The 18,594-nt window shown below is 57.4% G+C and carries 14 protein-coding genes and 2 pseudogenes; 8 read left to right on the forward strand and 8 right to left on the reverse strand.

The window, feature by feature from the left end:
* From J6524_RS18380 to J6524_RS18400, 5 genes are all read left to right on the forward strand, one after another.
* Positions 1–237, forward strand: a complete 237-nt coding sequence (locus J6524_RS18380; protein WP_225672992.1) for a HypC/HybG/HupF family hydrogenase formation chaperone — start codon at positions 1–3, stop codon at positions 235–237.
* Positions 234–1,373 (forward strand): hydrogenase formation protein HypD, encoded by a 1,140-nt coding sequence (gene hypD / locus J6524_RS18385; RefSeq protein ID WP_225672997.1) that lies wholly within the window; start codon positions 234–236, stop codon positions 1,371–1,373. The genes J6524_RS18380 and hypD overlap by 4 nt, the downstream gene beginning before the upstream one ends.
* Positions 1,373–2,419, forward strand: a complete 1,047-nt coding sequence (gene hypE / locus J6524_RS18390; protein WP_225672999.1) for a hydrogenase expression/formation protein HypE — start codon at positions 1,373–1,375, stop codon at positions 2,417–2,419. Before hypD ends, hypE begins: the two co-directional genes overlap by 1 nt.
* A gap of 384 nt (positions 2,420–2,803) precedes the next feature.
* Entirely contained in the window at positions 2,804–4,138 is a 1,335-nt protein-coding gene (hemN, locus tag J6524_RS18395) for an oxygen-independent coproporphyrinogen III oxidase (protein ID WP_225673000.1), read from the forward strand.
* Between the two features lie 1,312 nt (positions 4,139–5,450).
* Positions 5,451–5,651 carry a hypothetical protein gene (locus J6524_RS18400; RefSeq protein WP_225673240.1) on the forward strand — a complete coding sequence of 67 codons (201 nt, stop codon included), beginning with the start codon at positions 5,451–5,453 and terminating at the stop codon, positions 5,649–5,651.
* A 528-nt stretch (positions 5,652–6,179) separates the two neighbouring features.
* On the opposite strand, the gene J6524_RS18405 is transcribed toward J6524_RS18400, so the two are convergent.
* Positions 6,180–6,476, reverse strand: coding sequence for a hypothetical protein (locus J6524_RS18405; protein WP_225673003.1), 297 nt, complete (start codon positions 6,474–6,476; stop codon positions 6,180–6,182).
* A 104-nt stretch (positions 6,477–6,580) separates the two neighbouring features.
* On the opposite strand from J6524_RS18405, the gene J6524_RS18410 reads away from it, so the two are divergent.
* Positions 6,581–8,173, forward strand: coding sequence for a carbohydrate porin (locus J6524_RS18410; RefSeq protein WP_225673006.1), 1,593 nt, complete (start codon positions 6,581–6,583; stop codon positions 8,171–8,173).
* Positions 8,174–8,194: 21 nt separating this feature from the next.
* Here J6524_RS18410 and J6524_RS18415 read toward each other — a convergent pair.
* The 4 genes and pseudogenes from J6524_RS18415 to J6524_RS18425 all read right to left on the reverse strand — a co-directional run.
* A pseudogene (locus J6524_RS18415) lies at positions 8,195–8,511 on the reverse strand (IS630 family transposase); the annotation flags it as partial.
* A gap of 518 nt (positions 8,512–9,029) precedes the next feature.
* Positions 9,030–9,485, reverse strand: a complete 456-nt coding sequence (locus tag J6524_RS18420; RefSeq protein WP_225673008.1) for a hypothetical protein — start codon at positions 9,483–9,485, stop codon at positions 9,030–9,032.
* Positions 9,486–9,648: 163 nt separating this feature from the next.
* The gene (locus J6524_RS37975) at positions 9,649–9,867 is read right to left on the reverse strand and encodes a thioesterase, FlK family (protein WP_376712039.1); all 219 of its coding nucleotides are present in this window, start codon (positions 9,865–9,867) and stop codon (positions 9,649–9,651) included.
* Positions 9,868–9,947: 80 nt separating this feature from the next.
* Positions 9,948–10,853 (reverse strand): annotated as a pseudogene (locus tag J6524_RS18425) (TauD/TfdA dioxygenase family protein); the annotation flags it as partial.
* Positions 10,854–12,277: 1,424 nt separating this feature from the next.
* Here J6524_RS18425 and J6524_RS18430 point away from each other — a divergent pair.
* Together J6524_RS18430 and J6524_RS18435 are read left to right on the forward strand one after the other, a co-directional pair.
* Positions 12,278–12,688, forward strand: coding sequence for a hypothetical protein (locus tag J6524_RS18430; RefSeq protein ID WP_225673012.1), 411 nt, complete (start codon positions 12,278–12,280; stop codon positions 12,686–12,688).
* Between the two features lie 1,143 nt (positions 12,689–13,831).
* Positions 13,832–13,999, forward strand: coding sequence for a hypothetical protein (locus J6524_RS18435; protein WP_156908684.1), 168 nt, complete (start codon positions 13,832–13,834; stop codon positions 13,997–13,999).
* 293 nt (positions 14,000–14,292) lie between these two features.
* On the opposite strand, the gene J6524_RS18440 is transcribed toward J6524_RS18435, so the two are convergent.
* The 3 genes from J6524_RS18440 to J6524_RS18450 all read right to left on the reverse strand — a co-directional run bounded on the left by J6524_RS18440 (position 14,293) and on the right by J6524_RS18450 (position 17,985).
* Positions 14,293–14,682: a response regulator transcription factor gene (locus J6524_RS18440; protein ID WP_028348784.1), complete on the reverse strand. Its 390-nt coding sequence runs from the start codon at positions 14,680–14,682 to the stop codon at positions 14,293–14,295.
* A gap of 97 nt (positions 14,683–14,779) precedes the next feature.
* Complete coding sequence (locus J6524_RS18445; RefSeq protein ID WP_376712040.1) at positions 14,780–15,454, reverse strand: response regulator transcription factor; 675 nt, start codon at positions 15,452–15,454, stop codon at positions 14,780–14,782.
* Entirely contained in the window at positions 15,451–17,985 is a 2,535-nt protein-coding gene (locus J6524_RS18450) for a PAS domain S-box protein (RefSeq protein ID WP_376712041.1), read from the reverse strand. Before J6524_RS18450 ends, J6524_RS18445 begins: the two co-directional genes overlap by 4 nt.
* Positions 17,986–18,594: the final 609 nt, after the last annotated feature.

Raw genomic sequence — 18,594 nt, forward strand, 5'->3', positions numbered from 1 at the left:
ATGTGTCTCTCGGTACCAGCTGAGGTCACGAAGATTCTTGCCGACGACCTTGCCATCGTATCCATCGACGGCATCAGCAAGGAGATATCGATCGCGCTCATCGACGATCTCGCGGTGGGAGACTACGTCCTTGTCCATGTTGGCTACGCCCTGGCTAGAATCGACCCGGCAGAGGCCAAGCGCACGCTGCAGCTCCTACACGAGCTAGGCAGCGTGGGGCATGAGCTCCGGTCATGAAATATGCCGACGAATTTCGCGATAAGACCATCGCGCAGGGGCTTGCGCGCGCGATTGGCGCCGAAGCCGAGTCGCAAAGGGAATATCGGTTCATGGAATTCTGCGGCGGACACACGCATGCGATTTCCCGCTATGGTCTGGAGGATATACTGCCTGCGAATGTTTGCATGATCCACGGGCCGGGTTGTCCCGTCTGTGTTCTCCCCGCCAGCCGGATCGACATGGCGATCAGGCTCGCCGAGCGGCCGGAGGTCACTCTCTGTGTTTATGGCGACCTGATGCGCGTGCCCGGTTCGCAGGGAAAATCCCTGCTGAGCGCCAAGGCGTACGGCGCCGACATACGGATGGTCTACTCGACGCTCGACGCAATCCGGATCGCAGAACAAGCGCCGAATCGGGAGGTGGTCTTTTTTGCCATTGGATTTGAGACCACGACGCCGCCGACGGCGGTGATGATCCGGCTTGCCGAGAAGAAATGGCTGAAGAATGTCAGTGTGTTCTGCAATCACGTGCTAACTCCCGCCGCGATGCATAATATTCTCGAGGGTCCGGATATCCATAATGGCGGGCGGATCGAAATTGATGGCTTCGTCGGGCCTGCGCATGTCAGCACCATCATTGGCACGAAGCCTTACGAGGTCCTCGCAGAACAATTCGACAAGCCGATCGTGATCGGGGGATTTGAACCGCTCGACATGATGCAGGCAATTCTGATGCTGGTGCGGCAGGTGAACGAAGGCCGATATGAGGTGGAGAACCAATACAGCCGAGCGGTGACGCGCGAAGGCAATCGACGCGCCCAGGAAGAGGTGTCGGATATCTTCGAACTGCGTGACCAGTTCGAATGGCGCGGGCTCGGGCTCGTCCCCCATAGCGGACTGAAGCTAAAGCAGGCTTACGCTCAATTCGATGCTGAGATGCGTTTTGCGATGCACGAAGTGCGTGTCGCCGACAATTCGGCGTGCGAGTGCGGGGCCATCCTGCGCGGCGCGAAGAGGCCGGTCGACTGCAAGCTGTTCGGAACCGTTTGCACGCCGGAAATCCCAATAGGATCCTGCATGGTCTCATCGGAAGGCGCCTGTGCCGCGCATTGGACGTATGGACGGTTTCGCGATCATCAATTGAGGCGGGCGTGATGAGAGCAACGGCCTATCAACGCAAGCTCGATATCAAGAACGGACGTGTCGACCTGTCCCACGGCGCCGGAGGGCGCGCGATGGCGCAGCTGATCTCCGGCCTGTTTCACGAAGCCTTCGGCAATGAATGGCTCGCCCGCGGCAACGATCAGGCGGCCTTCGATGTTGACGCCGGCAGGATGGTGATGACGACCGACAGCTATGTCGTTTCGCCGCTGTTCTTTCCCGGCGGCAACATTGGATCGCTCGCGGTCCACGGCACGATCAATGATGTCGCGATGGGCGGCGCGCGTCCGCTCTATCTGTCGGCAAGTTTCATCATCGAGGAAGGTTTCCGCTTCTCGGATCTGAAGACGATTGCGGATTCGATGGGCGAGGCCGCGCGCGCCGCCGACGTTTACATCATCACGGGTGACACCAAGGTCGTCGAGCGTGGGAAGGCGGACGGAGTGTTCATCTCGACGACAGGGGTCGGGGTTTTGGCCGATGGGCTCGATCTCTCCGCCGAGAAGACAAGGGCCGGAGACCGCGTGCTGGTCTCCGGCAGTCTCGGCGACCATGGTGCGGCGATCATGTCGAGGCGCCAGAATCTGGCTTTCGACACCGAGATCGCCTCGGATTCCGCATCGCTGCATGATCTCGTAAGTCTAATGGTTGCGGCCGGCGGCAGCAGCATCCGGGTGATGCGTGACCCCACGCGCGGCGGTCTTGCGGCGCTACTCAACGAGATTGCGCATCAGTCGGGCCTCGGGTTCCGTCTGCAACAAGAGGCCATTCCGGTGAAGCCGGCGGTTGCCGCCGCCTGCGAACTCTTTGGGCTTGATCCGCTACACGTCGCCAACGAGGGCAAGCTCGTTGCTATCGTGGCGCCTGACATGGCCGATGCCGTGCTTGCAGCTATGAGGGCGCATCCGCTCGGGCGCGATGCGGCTGATATCGGCGAGGCCGTTACCGACAATCATCAGTTTGTGCAGCTGTCAACTAGCTTTGGTGGCGGGCGAATTGTCGATTGGCTATGGGGAGAACAATTGCCACGGATCTGTTGAGCACAATTGCAACTTCTGCCATTTCGTTTGTTGCTTTGAGGAGATCGCCCGGGCGAGTCCTCGTAAAGCACTCGTTCGCCTGGAGCGCATCTATCAAACCGAAGATGCGGGATGGACCTCGAATGCAAAATGGCGCGCAGGTCAATCCTTCACATCAAGCACTGCTTCAACATCAGTCGTGTAATAAAGTCACTTCTCTTCACAAACATCAAACGAGTGTCAGGGAGTGGCTATCGCTCCTGCTATCATACTAACCGATTTACCTTAGCATGGACTTTGACGGAATGCAGAGTTCTGGGCTAACGCCGATCGTTTGACATGGCGCAAAGACACAGGGGAGCGTAGCGGTTAGGGTGATTCTATATCACCCTGGGAAAGTATCCGTTGCAGGCCTCAATCCTGAAAAAGTATTGCGATGCCCGCCTGCCTTGGTACACCATCTATCCAACCGTGCCAGAGTTCTCCGCGGAGGTCGGTGCACAGGATTGTGAGGAATGGCTGAGGCGCCTGCCGCCTGACGAGCCCGTGTCGCTCTATCTCCACATTCCGTTCTGCCGATCGATCTGCTGGTATTGCGGCTTTCCTACGGCCATCACTCGCCGGGATGCGCCGGTCCTCAATTATTTGTCGGTGCTGCGTGAGGAGATCCGTTTGGTCGCGGAGCAAGCGCCGCAAGCGCTGCCCGTGAGCGACGTGCACTTCGGCGGCGGAACGCCGACCCTCATCGCGCCAGCGGATTTCCTGGCTCTGATGGAGCTCCTGCGCCGCCGCTTCGCGTTCAGGAAAGCGGCTGCGATCGCCGTCGAGATCGACCCGCGCACGTTCACGGTCGAGATGGCCGAAGCCTTAGGAGCAGCCGGCGTGAACCGCGCGAGCCTCGGCGTGCAGAGCTTCGATCCCATTGTTCAAAAAGCGATCAACCGGGTCCAGAGTGAGGCGCAGACCGCCGCTGCCGTCGAAAATCTTCGCCAGCACGGATTTAGCCGCATCAATTTCGACCTTATTTTCGGTCTCCCACATCAGACGGTGCAGTCCTGCGTCGAGAGCGCGAAGACGGCGGTCGCCATGCGCCCGAACCGGGTTGCGGTTTTCGGCTACGCGCACGTTCCTTCGTATATGAAACGTCAGCGTCTGATCGATGAGGCGGCGTTGCCGGACAGTGCTGCCCGCGCCGACCAGGCCGCGGCTGTGGCCGATACGCTGATCGCCGCCGGCTACCTTCAAATCGGGCTTGACCATTTTGCCTTGCCGCACGATGAGCTCGCGCTGGCGCAGAAAGCCGGTCGGCTGCGGCGTAATTCCTTGGGTTACTCAGCCGACACCTGCAAAACCTTAATCGGCTTCGGCACGTCGGCCATCGGCCGTCTCGGCGACGGTTACGTCCAGAACGATGTTGCAACAGGCTCGTACAGCCGGCACATCAGAGCAGGCCGTCTGGCGACGTCAAAAGGCTACCGTCTCACCGATGAAGACCGCGTCCGAGCCGCGATCATCGAGCGGCTGATGTGCGATCTGGAGGCCGACGTGCCGGCAATCTGTACCAACCACGGATTTCATGCGGTCCCTTTTCTGGATTCAGCTGAACGCTTGGCGACGCTTGCCGAGGACGGGATAGTCGACATCAAAAAGGGTTTCATCCGCGTGAGGCAGGAGCACCGTTTTGTGATTCGCGCCGTTGCTGCCGCATTCGACGCCTATCTCAACCGTTCACCTTATTAACAAGCCGCGTAAGCGGATCCAAAAGCATCACCGCTCGTCGTTAACAGGACGGCGCCTCGACCATGTAGAAATGGTTCTATGCAATCTGATCCAGACTGCCCTCGGTGCGGCAACGATGTCGACGGCCTCTGCGAGCGTCACGTTGGAGACCTGGCACTGCCGTAAGCCTTGGCGCCGTAATCGCCCGGCTGGCCGCCTGGCGAGAAACGATCAACCGCGTTGAGTGGGAGCTGGCGGGCTGGATTAGCCTGTAGCACTCTGGGAAGTTATCAAGGCTCGTCCGCCTGCGGTCCTGAGATCAGTGGCGCGCCCCCGACGGAAACCGGCCCTTGTGATTTAGTCGATCGCACAGGTTTCCTGGCCGACTCCGAAACGGCATGGCCAGGACGATGAACATGAGGAGGAGAAGGCGTGGGTGCCGGATTCTGCAACGAGTCGACCCGTAAAGTGAGCGCTGCGATTTGATCCGAGATTCGTGTTAAATCGGCCAGCTGGGCACTGATGCTGCGGCTGAGTTCCGCGAGCTCATCGCTAGTCTTCTGTTGTCCCGACTGAATCTCCGACAGGGCCGCTCTGTCCTCAGGTGACAAGCCTGGCATTTGGGCAACTTCACGGGCCGCCAACGTCTCGACAAAGTGTCCGACGTTGGTCCAAAAATAGGCTCCTGCAGCGCACAGGCCAACCAGGATAACTACGAGCACTAACACCCACGGAACGCGTCTCGGCGACGTGTGCAATACCGGCGGCAACTCCGAACCGGTTGCTTGATCCATCATCTCCATCATCCCTCGCTCGATGTCGCGGCCCGTGTTGGCTTTTCTCGTTGACGCGCTATCACACGATGGTCAAGAGCTGCAGCGAGCCGCGACCGTCGATAAATCGTTATCCGCAACGCTGCCCTCATCGTTTGGTCATCCACTCCTATGATCGGTGCGTTGACACTTTTTGCGCATGGCCGGCTCCTACATCATAGCGCTACTGCAAAGCAATACTTCTCGTCTTCATCGGCCATGGCGCAGCATTTCCTCGCCATTCAGAAAAACTCTGCGGACAATCTCCATTTGCCGGCCCCAATGCGAGCCAGTCGTTATTTCCTGAATTATCCTTCAGGCTCGTATCGAGCCAGGCATCGCCACTTACCGTGGCCCGCAAGTCCAATACTCGGCTCGTGCCCAAATACTCTTGAAGCTATCCTGGCCTGCGCAGTCGAATACGGAGCACAACGCCAACTGTGTTGAGCCCAATTACACAGAACAATCTTGGGGAAAACAAACCCATTCGGCGGGGCCGGCGGCCGGCATAAATCTGCAAGATCAATGATGCCCGTCCTCTCGCCTACGTCACCGACATGCTGAGGATGATCGTCAATGGTCACCCGAACGACGAACTCAGCCAACTTCTTCCCCGGGCCTATCCGGGCAACCCTTCAAAGCCGTCGCTTGAAAACGACGCTAATGATGCAGATCAACAAATCGCGGTTTCACTGCGTTCCCGCCGAGAGATGGGCGCGTAAAGAGCTGAGCGGCTGCAGCGCTCACGAGTGACCGCCGCCCGGTTTCCGCCGGACCGATGCCACCATCGCCGGAGTTCGTCTAGTTGCCGAGGAGACCTCATCCGGAGCAGCGAAACAGCCACGATCCTTGCATCGACAGGTAACGCCTTGCCACCCAGTCAACTACTAACGTTAGCAGTTGGAGGAGATGACGGACACATGGCAATCGGCGGTCGATGAAGGTCGCGCGGGTCACACGTCAAGGAGTTGGGATGCAATATAGAACTGGCCGCTCCAACGGCCCTGATGGATGTGCCAAGACGTCTGCGGCTATCAAATCGGCTCCAACCGCGATCTCTCCTTTCTTATGCATGCCCATGATGGACCTTGCACAGGTTTCAAAGGTCTCTGGGCTTCGGGCCTCTCAGTTGCCTCGTCTCTCCGCTGCCGCGATGCCAGTCAAGCATCATGGAGCCAACGCGTCGTGGCTGGCGCGCGAGCTCTGCCTTCTGATGACTGCTAACTTCTCGAAGGAGGCTTCTTCTTCGATCAGAATGCTACACGGCCGAAATCGTTATGCTTGTGGTGTAAGAGGCGGGTCGTTCGCAGTGTATTGGTGGCGAGGACAGCAAGGCGTCGTCCGCCCCTCGCCACTATCTCGCCGAGCGAAGGCACCGAATAAAGCCGGCCGCTCTCGACACCGAGGCAGCGCAACAGAACTTCGCGGGCGTATGGCGTGCTCGACACGTGCGTCGCCGATGAAGCCAATAGCGTGCCGGCCGGTGACGAGGTCGGGAAGGCGCAGCGGGTATTCCTGACATAGACGGGCCGATTGCTGCCAAGCATCAGCCCCGGAGCCTACGGACATAAGAAGGGTGGGGGGCAGCTCCGGGCCAATCAGGCCGGAGCGCAATCCATTCAAGACTAGCAATACGGACGCGGAGTTCACTATGCATGGTTACTTTGTCGTGGCGACGGCTGCGGCACACGTTTTCAGCTTTCGATCAACTACGAAGCAAAGGGGGTTTGCTATCGCACTCTCCCTAGCAGCGAGTCTCGTCGGCAGTTCGGCGCTGGCACAGACTGCCAATGGGCCTAAGCCAAAACGCGACATTCCAGATGAGGTTGCTAAAAGAAGAATTGAGAGGGAGTCCGATTCGGTCACAAAATTCCGAAGCCGCCAGCTCAAACGAGCAACGCTTCTTGTCGGTAACTCGGCGCTAGCACAAACTGCCAATTTGCCTTCCGCAAAGCGGGGCAGTGCGCATGAAATTGCTAAGAATAGAACTCAAAAGCAGATCGACCCATTCGCAAAGTTCGATAACCTCCGCGAAAAAGGCATGTGGCTCAATATCCCTGGTCCTGCCGATACGATAGATCAAGATAAAGGAGGCGTCAGATCCGCGCTGGCAGACGTCGGGATCGGCTACGTTGGCGGGACAGTAGTCAGCGTCATAGACAATCAACTGCCAAATGCAGCCAGAGCCACCACCGCCAATCAGCTATATATGGGCCAGAATCCGACATTTAGTACCGTAAGTTTCATGATAGTGACCTACGATCTCAGCCGCTTTGGAATTCCCGATGGTCAGATCATCGTGGGAGCCGAGCAGCAATACTGGACATGGAAACCCGGCGGGCCAGATAGAGCAGGTCTCAATACGCTGGCCTACTACCAGACGTTCTTCGACAGGAAACTCGAACTCAAAATGGGCTACCTCAGAAATGTAAATGAGTTCGCAGGCACATTGGTCGGAGGGAACGCAGGAGCAGGCGTTTTGGCCCCCTCGTCGAATATCCTGTATCAAGCTGGCATGAGCAACAATGCCGCGCCTACGCCAGCTCTCAACGTGAAGTACAATTTTGATGATCACCTATATGACAAGGTCTCAATCCAGCGCTCAATCAGTCCAGACGGTCAGTATGCGCAGATCAGCGAAAATCCCGCCGGCTTAAGCTGGAGCACGGCCAACGCGGGCATTCTTTTGCTTGATGAAATTGGCTACAAGAACAAAGCTGCTCCGGGCTCACCCGAGACCTGGTTGCGGGCGGGCGCCGGTTTCAATAACAGCAGCTACAAGAACTTGCAGTATCCGCAGCAATCGAGAGCCGACGCGAACGGCGTCTACTACGTCGCAGCGGACAGGCAACTCTGGCAATCTGATATAGAGGGCTCGGCATATCGTGGTATCTATGGTGGGTTCTCTGTAATGTACGCTCCACCTGACCTAAATAAAGTCAGTCAATATTACGAGCTTCGTCTCTATGCGAAGGGACTGTTCGACAGCCGGCCCAGTGATCAGATTGCTATTGTTGCCACTAACACCGTCTGGAGCAACTTTGCAGTGGACGCTGCCTTGGCTAAAGGGAATCTCGTGCATCGCGATAGCACAGCGATCTTGGGTACCTATACCGCGCATCTGGCACCCGGGATATATGCAAGTGTAGGACTGGCATACATCAACAACCCGACGAGCATTACACACACGCGCCAAACGGGACATGCTCTGAATTTGTTGGTGTCTACCTCGATATTCTTCTAAGTCCTCAAGGCTAGTATGACTCTAAAGTTCGCCACATAAAGTCTCCTGGGCTTTGTGGCAGAAGCGTTTGACGGAAGACAAAATCTGGTGCGCCGACTTGGTCCATTGAAGCGCTTCTGATTTCTGCTGTGCTGGTCGATGAAGGTACGGATGTCGGCCTCGAGTTGCCCGACAGAGGTGTGGACACCTCGCTGGATCTGCTTTCTGGTAAAATAGACATGATAATGAGGCCGGCGGGCGAGCCATGCTTTGATCTTGGGCGTCTTGTGGGTGGCGTAGTGATCGACGACGATATGGACATCCAGCCCTTCAGTAACTTGAGCATCGATCTCTTCTAGAGAAAGTGGCGGGAAACAGCCTGGAATCGTTTGTCACCAAGCGGTTCACCCAAGGCGGAGATTATTGGCTCCGGCGCGATCTCAAATCCCCTTTCTATGCGGCTGATTGAGGTTCGACACCCTTGTGCTCTTCTGATCACAATCGTCGGATCCGCCACGCGAGGCGGACACGTTCGAGTTGGGCCCATGAGCATCGGTCAAAGGCCAGCACCAACACTGTCCGATTCACCCCAGAGAGTGTTGCAAAAGTCGAAAGTCGCAGGGCTCAGGAATTTTCGCGAACGCACTAAGCAGCGAGCGATCGCTGATCGTATGACGTCAACCGCCTTATTGAAGTCGCCTGTGAAATTTTGACGCCGTGAGGTCCCTCACATTTTGTATAGGGAAGTCGCGCCCACGGCCCGCAGAATTTTGGTCATCGGTGAAAATCGAGTTTTGCAATACAATCCCCAGAAAGCGGACCGCGCGTCGTTGGTGATGGTCTTCGGCTTGGGGCCAAGAGCGGGCATAGCTTGCTCCTAGCCCTGGGGGCCCTGCCGCGGCTGAGGATTGTTGGCGGGGTTGGTATCATACTTCGATATTCGCGTGATGAGCCCGCTAGTGGTGAGCGGTTGCAAGTCCGCCTCCAGCGCGTCGGCAATGTCCTTGGCATAGACCTCCCGCTCGTCTACGTAGAGCGCAAAGGACTTTAAATACTTTTCCTTCTTCGCTGCATTCTCGATCGTCGCCTTTGTCCACTGGTAGAGCGGGTAGTGTTCGACGCCGTGCTCTTCTGCTGCGGCAACATACTCCGCAAAGGCATCGAACTGGCATTTCGGTGCAGCGCGATGCTTGGCAAGAATATCGAACAGCGGTGCCAGTGCCGGAACACGGAGTTTTCGGCCTACCGATTCCGCCGTAGCGGAATCATTCACGTCGAACCTAACCTGATACTGCCAGTGAGAAGCCGCGCTATGCTCACCTTCTGGTCGCACCCGATTTCCTCCTTTTTGCCATCGCAAGGCGCTATCGCTTCCTCACGAGCAGGTCCGGCATGGATTGTATCACAAGCTGGCCGCAATGTCAGGCCGACCGTTGGGTTAGTAGCTCCTCATTTTCAAGGCTCTCGTTGGGCGAACGAAAGTCGATCACCATTCGTTAAGTGCCGCTGCCGATCTCCTCTATGCCATCACTTGCCGGCACCTTGAACTCAACTCGCTGTCCCTCGAGGTTGATTACCTCGGCCGTCGCGCACGCGTGGTGGCCTACAGGCGTGGCGGCGCAGTGCTGTACGTCTACTGCAGCGCCGATCGCGCTCTTGATGAGGCTCGCGAAAATCAGATCTTCGTCAGACCCGCGCTGTCCGTTTGACCTCAACTAGTACAAGCAGCGAACGCGGGAGCATAGTCCATAACGGCCGGATCTCCGTGAATGTGCGAACGCGTCATGGGCGGCTGCTTGGTGATCTTTACGCGCGTTACACTGCACCGGCCATCAATGCTGACGGGCACGTCACCCTGGATGGTGGCGCGACGAACGACGCGATGCTGGTCGCCGTAATCATTGACAGCATAATGGTGCGTGGCGCGGTTATCCCAGATCCCGACATCACCCTCCCTCCAGTTCCAGCGCACGGTGTTTTCGGGCGCGGTGATATGAGACTGGAATATATCAAACAGCTTTTGGCCGTCATATTTGTGGATGCCAAGAAAACGCTGTACCAAAGCGCCGAGCACTAGCGTCCGCTCTCTGGTCTCGGGGTGGACACGCACCACGGGATGCTCGGTTTCGAAGATGGTTCTGGTGAAGACCTCGTCAAAATGCTTCTTATCGACCTCACGGACTCGGGCCATTCCGGCATAGTCGAAGACGTTGCTGTGAACGGCCCAGAGCTCGTCTGCAAGCCGTTGCAGCGGTGGCGGCAGATCGAGATAAGCGGCCGCGGTGTTCGACCAGACCGTATCGCCGCCGAATAGTGGGATCACAACGGCCCGCAGCACCAAAATCTTGGGATAGGCATCGGCGAAGGTCCCATCGGCGTGCCACACATCGGCCCGGCCACCACCGCGAGCGGAGTCAAGCTCGAGGAGCGATGCCGTTCCCGTGGCAACGCCAAGCATCGGATGCGGCACCAGCTTCCCGAAACGGGCAGCAAATTGCTCCTGCTCGGCGTCACCGAGATGACTTTGGTCGCGGAAGAAGATCACCTTGTGGTCGAGCAGCAAGCGGTTGATTGCAGCGATCGTTTCGTCCGGCAAATCGCTCGAGAGCTTGATATTTCTGATTTCGGCGCCGATGCGCGCTGCGCGTCTGACGATGTCGGTACGCGGAATGACATTCTCGATCAAGGTCGTTTCGCTCATGGATGTTCCAGCCTTTGCGGTTTCTTCACCAAACGAACGTATATTCAGCTGCGACCCGGAATCGGTGAACGCTAGATTGCTAATCATCAAAATCCGCGGCAATCGGCCGGTCGGAGCGCTGTTCGTGCGATGCCCAAGCACGTATCGCAGCTGATCCGTACCATCCCCGATGGGATGCGCCTGAAACTCGCCGGTGCTCCTTGCCTCCGTGCAGCATTAGCTTGATTGAGGATCGACGATCCCGCAGGTTCAACTTCGAAAAGTCTCATGGAGACTGCCTTCGATCATTGGTTTGGTGAAACTTCTCTACTATCGCGGATACAATCTCATCCTTCTAAGAACATACGAAGCGCCTGGTTGGGGGCGGATGGCAGGTGACGTCACCGGGTTTCAAGGCAGACCTCGCATTTAGCGAGTGATCTCCAGCAAGCACCGTGCCAGCCGCGAAAACGAGCCGCGAACGATTACCTGCCGGCAAGAGCGCAAGGAATCGGGAAAACCGCCACGACGGTCACGGATTAGGCCGATAATTCGACCAGATAGCCGGCTAGCCCGATGGCCAGCGCGCGCGAAGAAGCAGAGCCTAACGATACGTGAGGTCGAGCGCCTAGGTCGGCGCCAACGCACAGGGAACGCTGATCGTCAGGCATCCGTCCGGCTCAGCTGCACGAGAGGCGATAGTCATCAGATGAGCTTCCATGTTTCAACATCAGACACGTCGGGTTCAAGACGGAGGTGTCGGAGATCTGACAACCTGCAGCGTCGATCCAAAGGCATGCTGGCGGCTGCGCGTGTTTTTTCTCGTGAATCAAGGCACACACCAAATTCCGGCACCATCGCGGCACCCCTGATCTCCATGTGGTGGCACCTGTCATTCCTGAGCTGCTCCGGCGATAGCCGACCGCCCGATGCGCGTAGACCCAGATCAAGTTACGGGTGCTGGTCGACAATACCGCCGGCGCATCGTTTGCAGCTCTCCGCGAGTGATCGAAGATCCCGTCACGAGAACATCGCGGTTCACGTTTGCCGAGGTCGTTCCCAGGAGAAGAGGACCGTGACCCCGCCTCGCTGCTAGTGTTCTGTCCCGCAACTTCGTAGCATGGTTATTGCATGAGTTCCGGGTATCCCGATGAAGGAGATACCGATGCGCACCGGACGGGAAGGCGATGCTGACGATTTCCAGCGACGAAGACACGCAGCTCACGGCCATAACACGGTCGCGCTCGCTGTCGCGGCGCTGACGCAGCGAACAGAGATCGTGCTGGCCTGCCAACGTGAGCCGAGCAACATCGTCTTGGCGACGCGGCTTGGTGGTCGGCCCCATAGGATCGGCAAACGACCCAATCGCTTTATCGCCAATCGAATCGCCGATCATCTACGATGAGACGCGTACCAGCGGACCCCGCGCGGTTGAGAGTGAGGCTGTGGCCGAGCTGATCAGCAAGACACTGCTCGCAGGCCCAAAGCCGCAATCCATTGGACCGTGCGCCGATCTAAAGGGACGGACATTGCTAAAAGCACCGTTCATCGCCTATTCCAACTCTCCGGTTTGCGGCCTCACTGTACCCGCAGCTTTAAACCCTCGACCGATGCTTTTTTGTCGAGAAGTCCCGCTTCCGGAAGATTGGAAGGCGATGGAGGAGATTGCTCGCATGAGTGAGAAGGGCGATGACGCGGCCGCCATCGAGGAGCTGCTCCAACTGCTGATCGACATCCTATCGTCAGCAACTCGGCTTCCGCGCGGCCCAGAAAGCGATGCAGCGTTACTGCAGATAGGGGAACTTCAAAAAAGTGTAGGCGTGGTCCTGCTGAAGCGGTTTTACGATAAAGCATAGCGAGCTCTCATTGCCGTGGGGCAGGGGCTGCCTGCGGACAATCTGCTTCAACTTACGACGGAGCCGCCTAAGGCCCGCAACGAGATGTCGGATCTCGCTTGGCGCTGATGACTCCAGGCGAATCTATACCCGCCCATCGGCCGCCAAATCGTTACAGTCAGCAATCTCGGCGAAGCACAGTGATGGAGCGCGCAGCTTCGGCACGGAGGCGCACATCAGAGTCGAGCTCTTGGGCTGCCGCGAGACTTGGCATCGCTGCACTTCACGTGCCAGCGTGGTGAAGACGTGAAGAAAATGCAAGGGGCTATCCGCCGAAAGGCGAGAATGCGCAACAGCTCCCATACTTCCTCCGCGGTCCGAGAAGGGGCCGCGATATGCGGCAGAAAGTTCGCTGGTTGCGAGCGGCTTGATGAATGGGGCCCATAACCAGGCAGACCTTGAAGGGAGCACATTGCATATTGCGGACAACGTTCTGTTCGGATTTTAGCTTCTAGACACTCGTGCTGAAGCACCATCGGCTATTTTGTTTCAGGGGAGGGTGAGAGATAGGACAATGCAAGCGCTAAGCGTCTGCGGACTACCGGCGCGACCGTAAAGTTCTGAACGCCGCCGAGCGGCGGCGGTTTGCTAGAGCCGGCTACTCGGGTCGCTTCCGAAATCGGTCGGTTGTGCCGCCCTTTTCACTAATCGGCAACAGGACCTCCGAAATTCACCTATCGGTACCGGCCGCATTGAACTCGATAGCTGCATCGTAACTGTCCCGACGCTCAAACGCCTCAAGCCCGGTACGCGAAAAAGCCCGGCACTTTCCACCATGTGTGCTGTGATGATGCCGATCGATTACGCGCTCATAAAGGGCCCCACCGCTCGGATCGAGTAGTGCATCGAGAAGCTTGCTGAGGCTGTCGAACCCGTGATCTTACGGGGCTATCACGGCTGCAGCACGGCCGACGCCGGCATTTATCACCGTGAGGAACTTCGCACGAACGACCGCGGGGTGATGACCGAAAGATTGCGGGTCATAACCGATGGCTGGCAGTCCAATTGCAAAGAACTCTTCGATTTCTTGCAGCATATATTGCAAAATCCGAACGTGCGCACTGTCGTGCTTTACGGGTCCTACCATGACGATGGAGTCGGCCCTTGAAGGAGCTCTTGCAGAGGCCCGAACAGCGCTCGCAGCGGCAGTCTCCAGCAGCCCTGACCAAGAAAGTTGAGGAGGCGGGCAGCTTAATCGAGCCGGCTGTGCTTTTCGGCAAGCCAAACATCAATTTCTTTCTTCAACGTGCGGGTTTTTGGCCAAATTCATAAAGCTGAAGCGAGGCGAGCAAGTTCGGTTAGCTAGTGCAACGGAGGACTGGCCGGATGGCTTCATCGGAGACCTCAAAGCACTCACGACCGTAGGGGATGCAGGCCCGACGCAAGCAAGGTGACGAATAGCGAACGAAGAATGTCAATAAAAGAACCCGATTGCCAAGGATTGCTGATGAGTTGCGCGTGAGGCCGAGGTCCTCATCGATTTTGTGGTATGGCGAAGCGCGCGGTTCCGCGGGCCGCGCTCACAAATCAGACCCGAAGTTTGAGCAGACTGCGTGCTCATCGTCTCATGCGCTGGCTCCGCCGCGATGCTTATCCAGTGCAGTATCGAGGCACCTTATCAAGTGCTGTCCGGAGAAGGGCTTGGCCAGGAAGCAAATCGCTCCGGCGCTCAGCGCACGATCGCGAACGCGATCATCGGGAAAGGCAGTGATGAAAATGAACGGTGCACCGTAGCCCTGGTCCCGCATATGTGTCAGCAGGTCCAAGCCGCTCATAATCGACATCTGCACATCCGCAATCACACACGATGTTCCGTTCAGGTGGGGCGAGCGCAAGAACTCCTCGGCTGACACAAATGTATGAACGATATAGCCGCGGGACTTCAAAAGATTATTTATCGCAGCACGAACCGACCCGTCGTCGTCGACGATGGCAATGAGCGGAGGCGTGGACAAGAGGATCCCCTTTATCGCGGGAAAGGCGCTTGCCGAAGCACAGCCGCCTGGACAAAGGGTGAGCTTGCAGGATGAGATTGTAAACTCATACTTAGGCTTATTCGGGGTGGTTGGCACAAATTCCGAGGGTCTCAGCCATTCTGATTAAATCGGCCAGCGTCCGCGCGCGCATTTTCTTCATCACCCGCCCGCGATAGATCTTGACGGTAATTTCGGCAAGCTCGAGCTCTGCGGCTACTTGTTTGTTCATCAGGCCAGCAGCGACCAGTTTCATAACTGCCTGTTCGCGTGAGCTTAGGGTGTCATACAAGGACTGCAGGTTCGCAACTGTCTTCTCAACCTCCCGCCTCTTGCGATCCCGTTCGGTCGCGGCGACGACGGCGTCAAGCAACTCCTGATCGCGGTACGGCTTGGTAAGAAAATCGACCGCTCCACCCTTCATGGCCTTGACGCTCATTGGAATGTCGCCATGGCCAGTGATGAAAATAATCGGAATGTGAAGGTTCAACTTGGCTAGCTCAGTCTGCAGCTCGAGGCCGCTCAATCCCGGCAGCCTGACGTCAAGGACGAGGCAGCTGGCAACCTCCGGAAGGTCGCCTTGCAGCATTTCCTGAGCCGATCCGAACGCAGCAACGTCCAAGTTCACCGATTGAAAAAGATTCGAAAGCGAACGACGGATTGAGACGTCGTCGTCGATCACGAACACGATCGCCCTTCCGCTGGGTTTCTCGGCCTTTACGTCTTGGTGCGGCAAGTCGGAGCGCCCGGTCACGACACGACCTCCTTATGCAACGGCAGGACGAATTGAAAAGTCGCGCCCGGCTCTTGCTTGCGGGCGATCGACAGGCTTCCTCCGTGAGCCTCCACGATCGAACGGCAGATCGAAAGCCCCATTCCAAGGCCGCTTGACTTAGTGGTAAAAAAGGGATTGAACACGCGATCCGCGTCGTCCTCGGTGATCCCGACACCGCAATCAGCCACGGCGAGGTGCACGCGTCCCATATCGTCATGGGATGACCGAATAACCAGTTCACGCGGTCGGTCGCTGACCGTTTGCATGGCCTCAATCCCGTTCATCACCAGATTTGTAATCACCTGTTGCAGTTGAACCCGGTCACCTAAGATCAGGGGGAGGGCCGGCGTCAACTCGGTTCGCAAGGACACCTGATGGCTGACCAGCTCGCGTGTTACCAGCGCGATTACCTCCTTGACGATGTCGTTGACATCGAGCGGAACCATCTCGATCTCGCCTTTCTTCGCAAGCGCGCGGATGCGGCGGATCACCTCGCTCGCCCGGATTCCGTCCTCGATGATCCACTCCACTGAGCGGCGCGCCGCGGAAAGATCAGGAGTTTCGCGACCAAGCCAACCCAGACAAGCCTCGCCATTGGTGACAATGGCGGCGAGCGGCTGGTTTATCTCGTGGGCGATGGAGGTTGTCAGCTCGCCCAGCGTCGTCACGCGCGTCACGTGCGCGAGCTCTGCCTGTGCCTTCCGCAGTTCTCGTTCGGCCTGATCTGCGCGGATGGTTGCGGTGATGTCGGTGCTGACGCCGCGGTAGCCGAGGAAATTGCCGTCAGCGTCAAAGAATGGCTTGCCGCTGGTCCGGACGTAAATTGTAGATCCCATCTGGGTGACGGTGCGATAGATGAAATCGCGAAATGGAAGACGTGCATCGATCGTCGCCCGATGCTGTCGCCACTTCTCGGGTTCTGTCTCGACATCGTGCGCAATTTCCCAGCGAAGCAGGCCGACGACCTTTGTGGTCAGAATTGCTGCGCTGGTGTGCTCCGAAATCCGGGTGATCCGATGGTCCGGTCCGGTCTCCCAGAGCCAGTCGGAGGCTGTTTCGGCGTAGTCGCGAAACCGCTGCTCGCTTTCGCGCAACGCAGCAAGAGCCCTTTCCAGTCGTTCCCTGGCCGCATGTTGCTCGGTGACATCCATATGCGTTCCGATGAGCTCGCTGACGTTGCCATCGCTGCCGACCACGGCGTGCGCAACGGAATGTATGCGCCTCATCGCGCCATCTGGAAGAAGGATTCGGAAATCATATTCGAAGTGCCCTCCCTTGTCTTTGATAGCCTGCCGCGGCACTTCCTGAAGCAGCGGCAAGTCGTCTGGATGGATACGCGAGCGGATGGTCTCTATCGATACAGCCTGTTCCGGATCGAAGCCAAACAGACGATCTATTTCGGCGGAGCGATACACAAATTCGAGACGGTGGAGGTCCCAGGACCAACTGCCCGTGTGGCTAAGATGCTGGGCTTCGGCCAGATAGGCCTCGCTACGACGCAACTGCTGTTCCGCCTGCTTTGCAGCCGTAATATCCGTCACTGCGCCGACAAACTCGATATCACCAGAGGCGGTTCTAATGGCTCGTGCCACCGCGTGGAGGTGCTTCACCGAGCTGTCCGGCATCAACAGTCGGTATTCGTGCTCGAAATCCTCTTCGTTTTGGACCGCTCGTTCGATGGTCTCTCGCACGGCAGCCCGATCTTCTGGATGGGTTCGATCAACGACGAGTTGCGGCGTCGGTTCGGTCGACGGATCGTATTGGAAGATACGAAAGGTCTCCTTTGACCAGTGGACCTCGCCGGTGGCGACGTTCCAACCGAAGCTGCCGGTGCGGCTCAATTCCTGCGCCTGGGCCAGATGGGCTTCGCTCCGCCGCAGGGCAGTTTCCGTCCGCTTTCGCTCGGTGATATCTTCGCAGGCGATAAGGACGACGAGCTTGTCTTCTGCCCACTGCATGGCTTTGGCGTTTTCGCGCACCCACAGCACCGAGCCATCCTTCCTGATCTTCTGGATCTCCCAAGTGTGCGATTGGCCGACCGTTTCAATGCACAGACTGACGCGTTCGCGAACGAACGGACGATCGTCTTCCAGAAATACGTTCAACACGGAATGCCCGACAAGCTCCGAGGGCGCATAACCGAGCTGTGTTGCGCCGAACGTGTTCACGTTCAGGACCATTCCGGTGGTATTGACCATGAAGTGCATGACCGGGCTATGCTCGAAGATTTCGCGCCAGTGTTTCTCCGGGTCGCGCGACTCATCCTCGCCGCGCCGGAGCCTCGCTGCGGCCTCAAGCGCAACGTTCCTTTCTCGGCGGACCTTTTCGATCAGGTGCTTTCCGACAATTGAGACAACAACAAAGGCCACAATCACAGGAAGAGTCTGCGGATTGTCAATCCGTAGATTGAAAGGAGGCGGCGCAAAGAAGTAGGCCAAAACAGCGAAGGGGAAGACGAAAAGCGTGGCAGAGGCGATGAGGCTGCCCATCAGTGAAAACACCAATATCATTTCCAAATAGCCGAACGCCGTCGCGGCGAAAGTGAAGGTACAACGAAGTTAGCGTCATCAACGCCCGCGCAAAAAAACTTCGTGAGCTTGCGAACTTGAATCTAGTAAGCTGATCACCCATCAACCTAAACTATCGAAAGCAGCTGGAGAATTATACGAATGTTTAGGCTCTCTTGCGCTCGCACTGATTCAGCAGCTAGCGCTAGCATTATCAGGTTGCCTCGGTGCGATTAATCCATTGATATCAATGGCATGAGCGGAAGAGCGAGTTCCGGGCTTTCGGGCTTTGATGACGCCGAAAGAAAACTTTCGTTTAAAGAAATTGGCTGATCGAGGCGGCCATGAGGGCCCTTAGAACCCACACGGCAGTGCGCTTAGAACCAGTGGAGCGCAGCAGCCGGGCCGGCACTTCCACCGAAAATAAACCGAGTAACAATCAGGGAAAGCCTTTGGGGGAGATGTCTATCGTTGGCCCGTCTCCTTACTTAGGATTTGAAAAGGTGTGTGGATGGCTTTCGGGGGCCATGACACGATCGTCTCTCGTTTGGCGGCAGCCTTCGCCAAATGCATACGGTGGACAAGACCATAAGAGAGCGCTTCAAAACAACA

The organism is Bradyrhizobium hereditatis (assembly GCF_020329435.1).
Taxonomy (GTDB): Bacteria; Pseudomonadota; Alphaproteobacteria; order Rhizobiales; family Xanthobacteraceae; genus Bradyrhizobium; species Bradyrhizobium hereditatis.

Excerpts from the sequence above, each read along its gene's own strand:
- J6524_RS18450 (WP_376712041.1), bottom strand. The coding sequence starts at position 17,985 with ATGATATTGGTGTTTTCACTGATGGGCAGCCTCATCGCCTCTGCCACG.
- J6524_RS18410 (WP_225673006.1), top strand. The coding sequence starts at position 6,581 with ATGCATGGTTACTTTGTCGTGGCGACGGCTGCGGCACACGTTTTCAGC.
- J6524_RS18405 (WP_225673003.1), bottom strand. The coding sequence starts at position 6,476 with ATGCTTGGCAGCAATCGGCCCGTCTATGTCAGGAATACCCGCTGCGCC.
- J6524_RS18380 (WP_225672992.1), top strand. The coding sequence starts at position 1 with ATGTGTCTCTCGGTACCAGCTGAGGTCACGAAGATTCTTGCCGACGAC.
- hypD (WP_225672997.1), top strand. The coding sequence starts at position 234 with ATGAAATATGCCGACGAATTTCGCGATAAGACCATCGCGCAGGGGCTT.
- hypE (WP_225672999.1), top strand. The coding sequence starts at position 1,373 with ATGAGAGCAACGGCCTATCAACGCAAGCTCGATATCAAGAACGGACGT.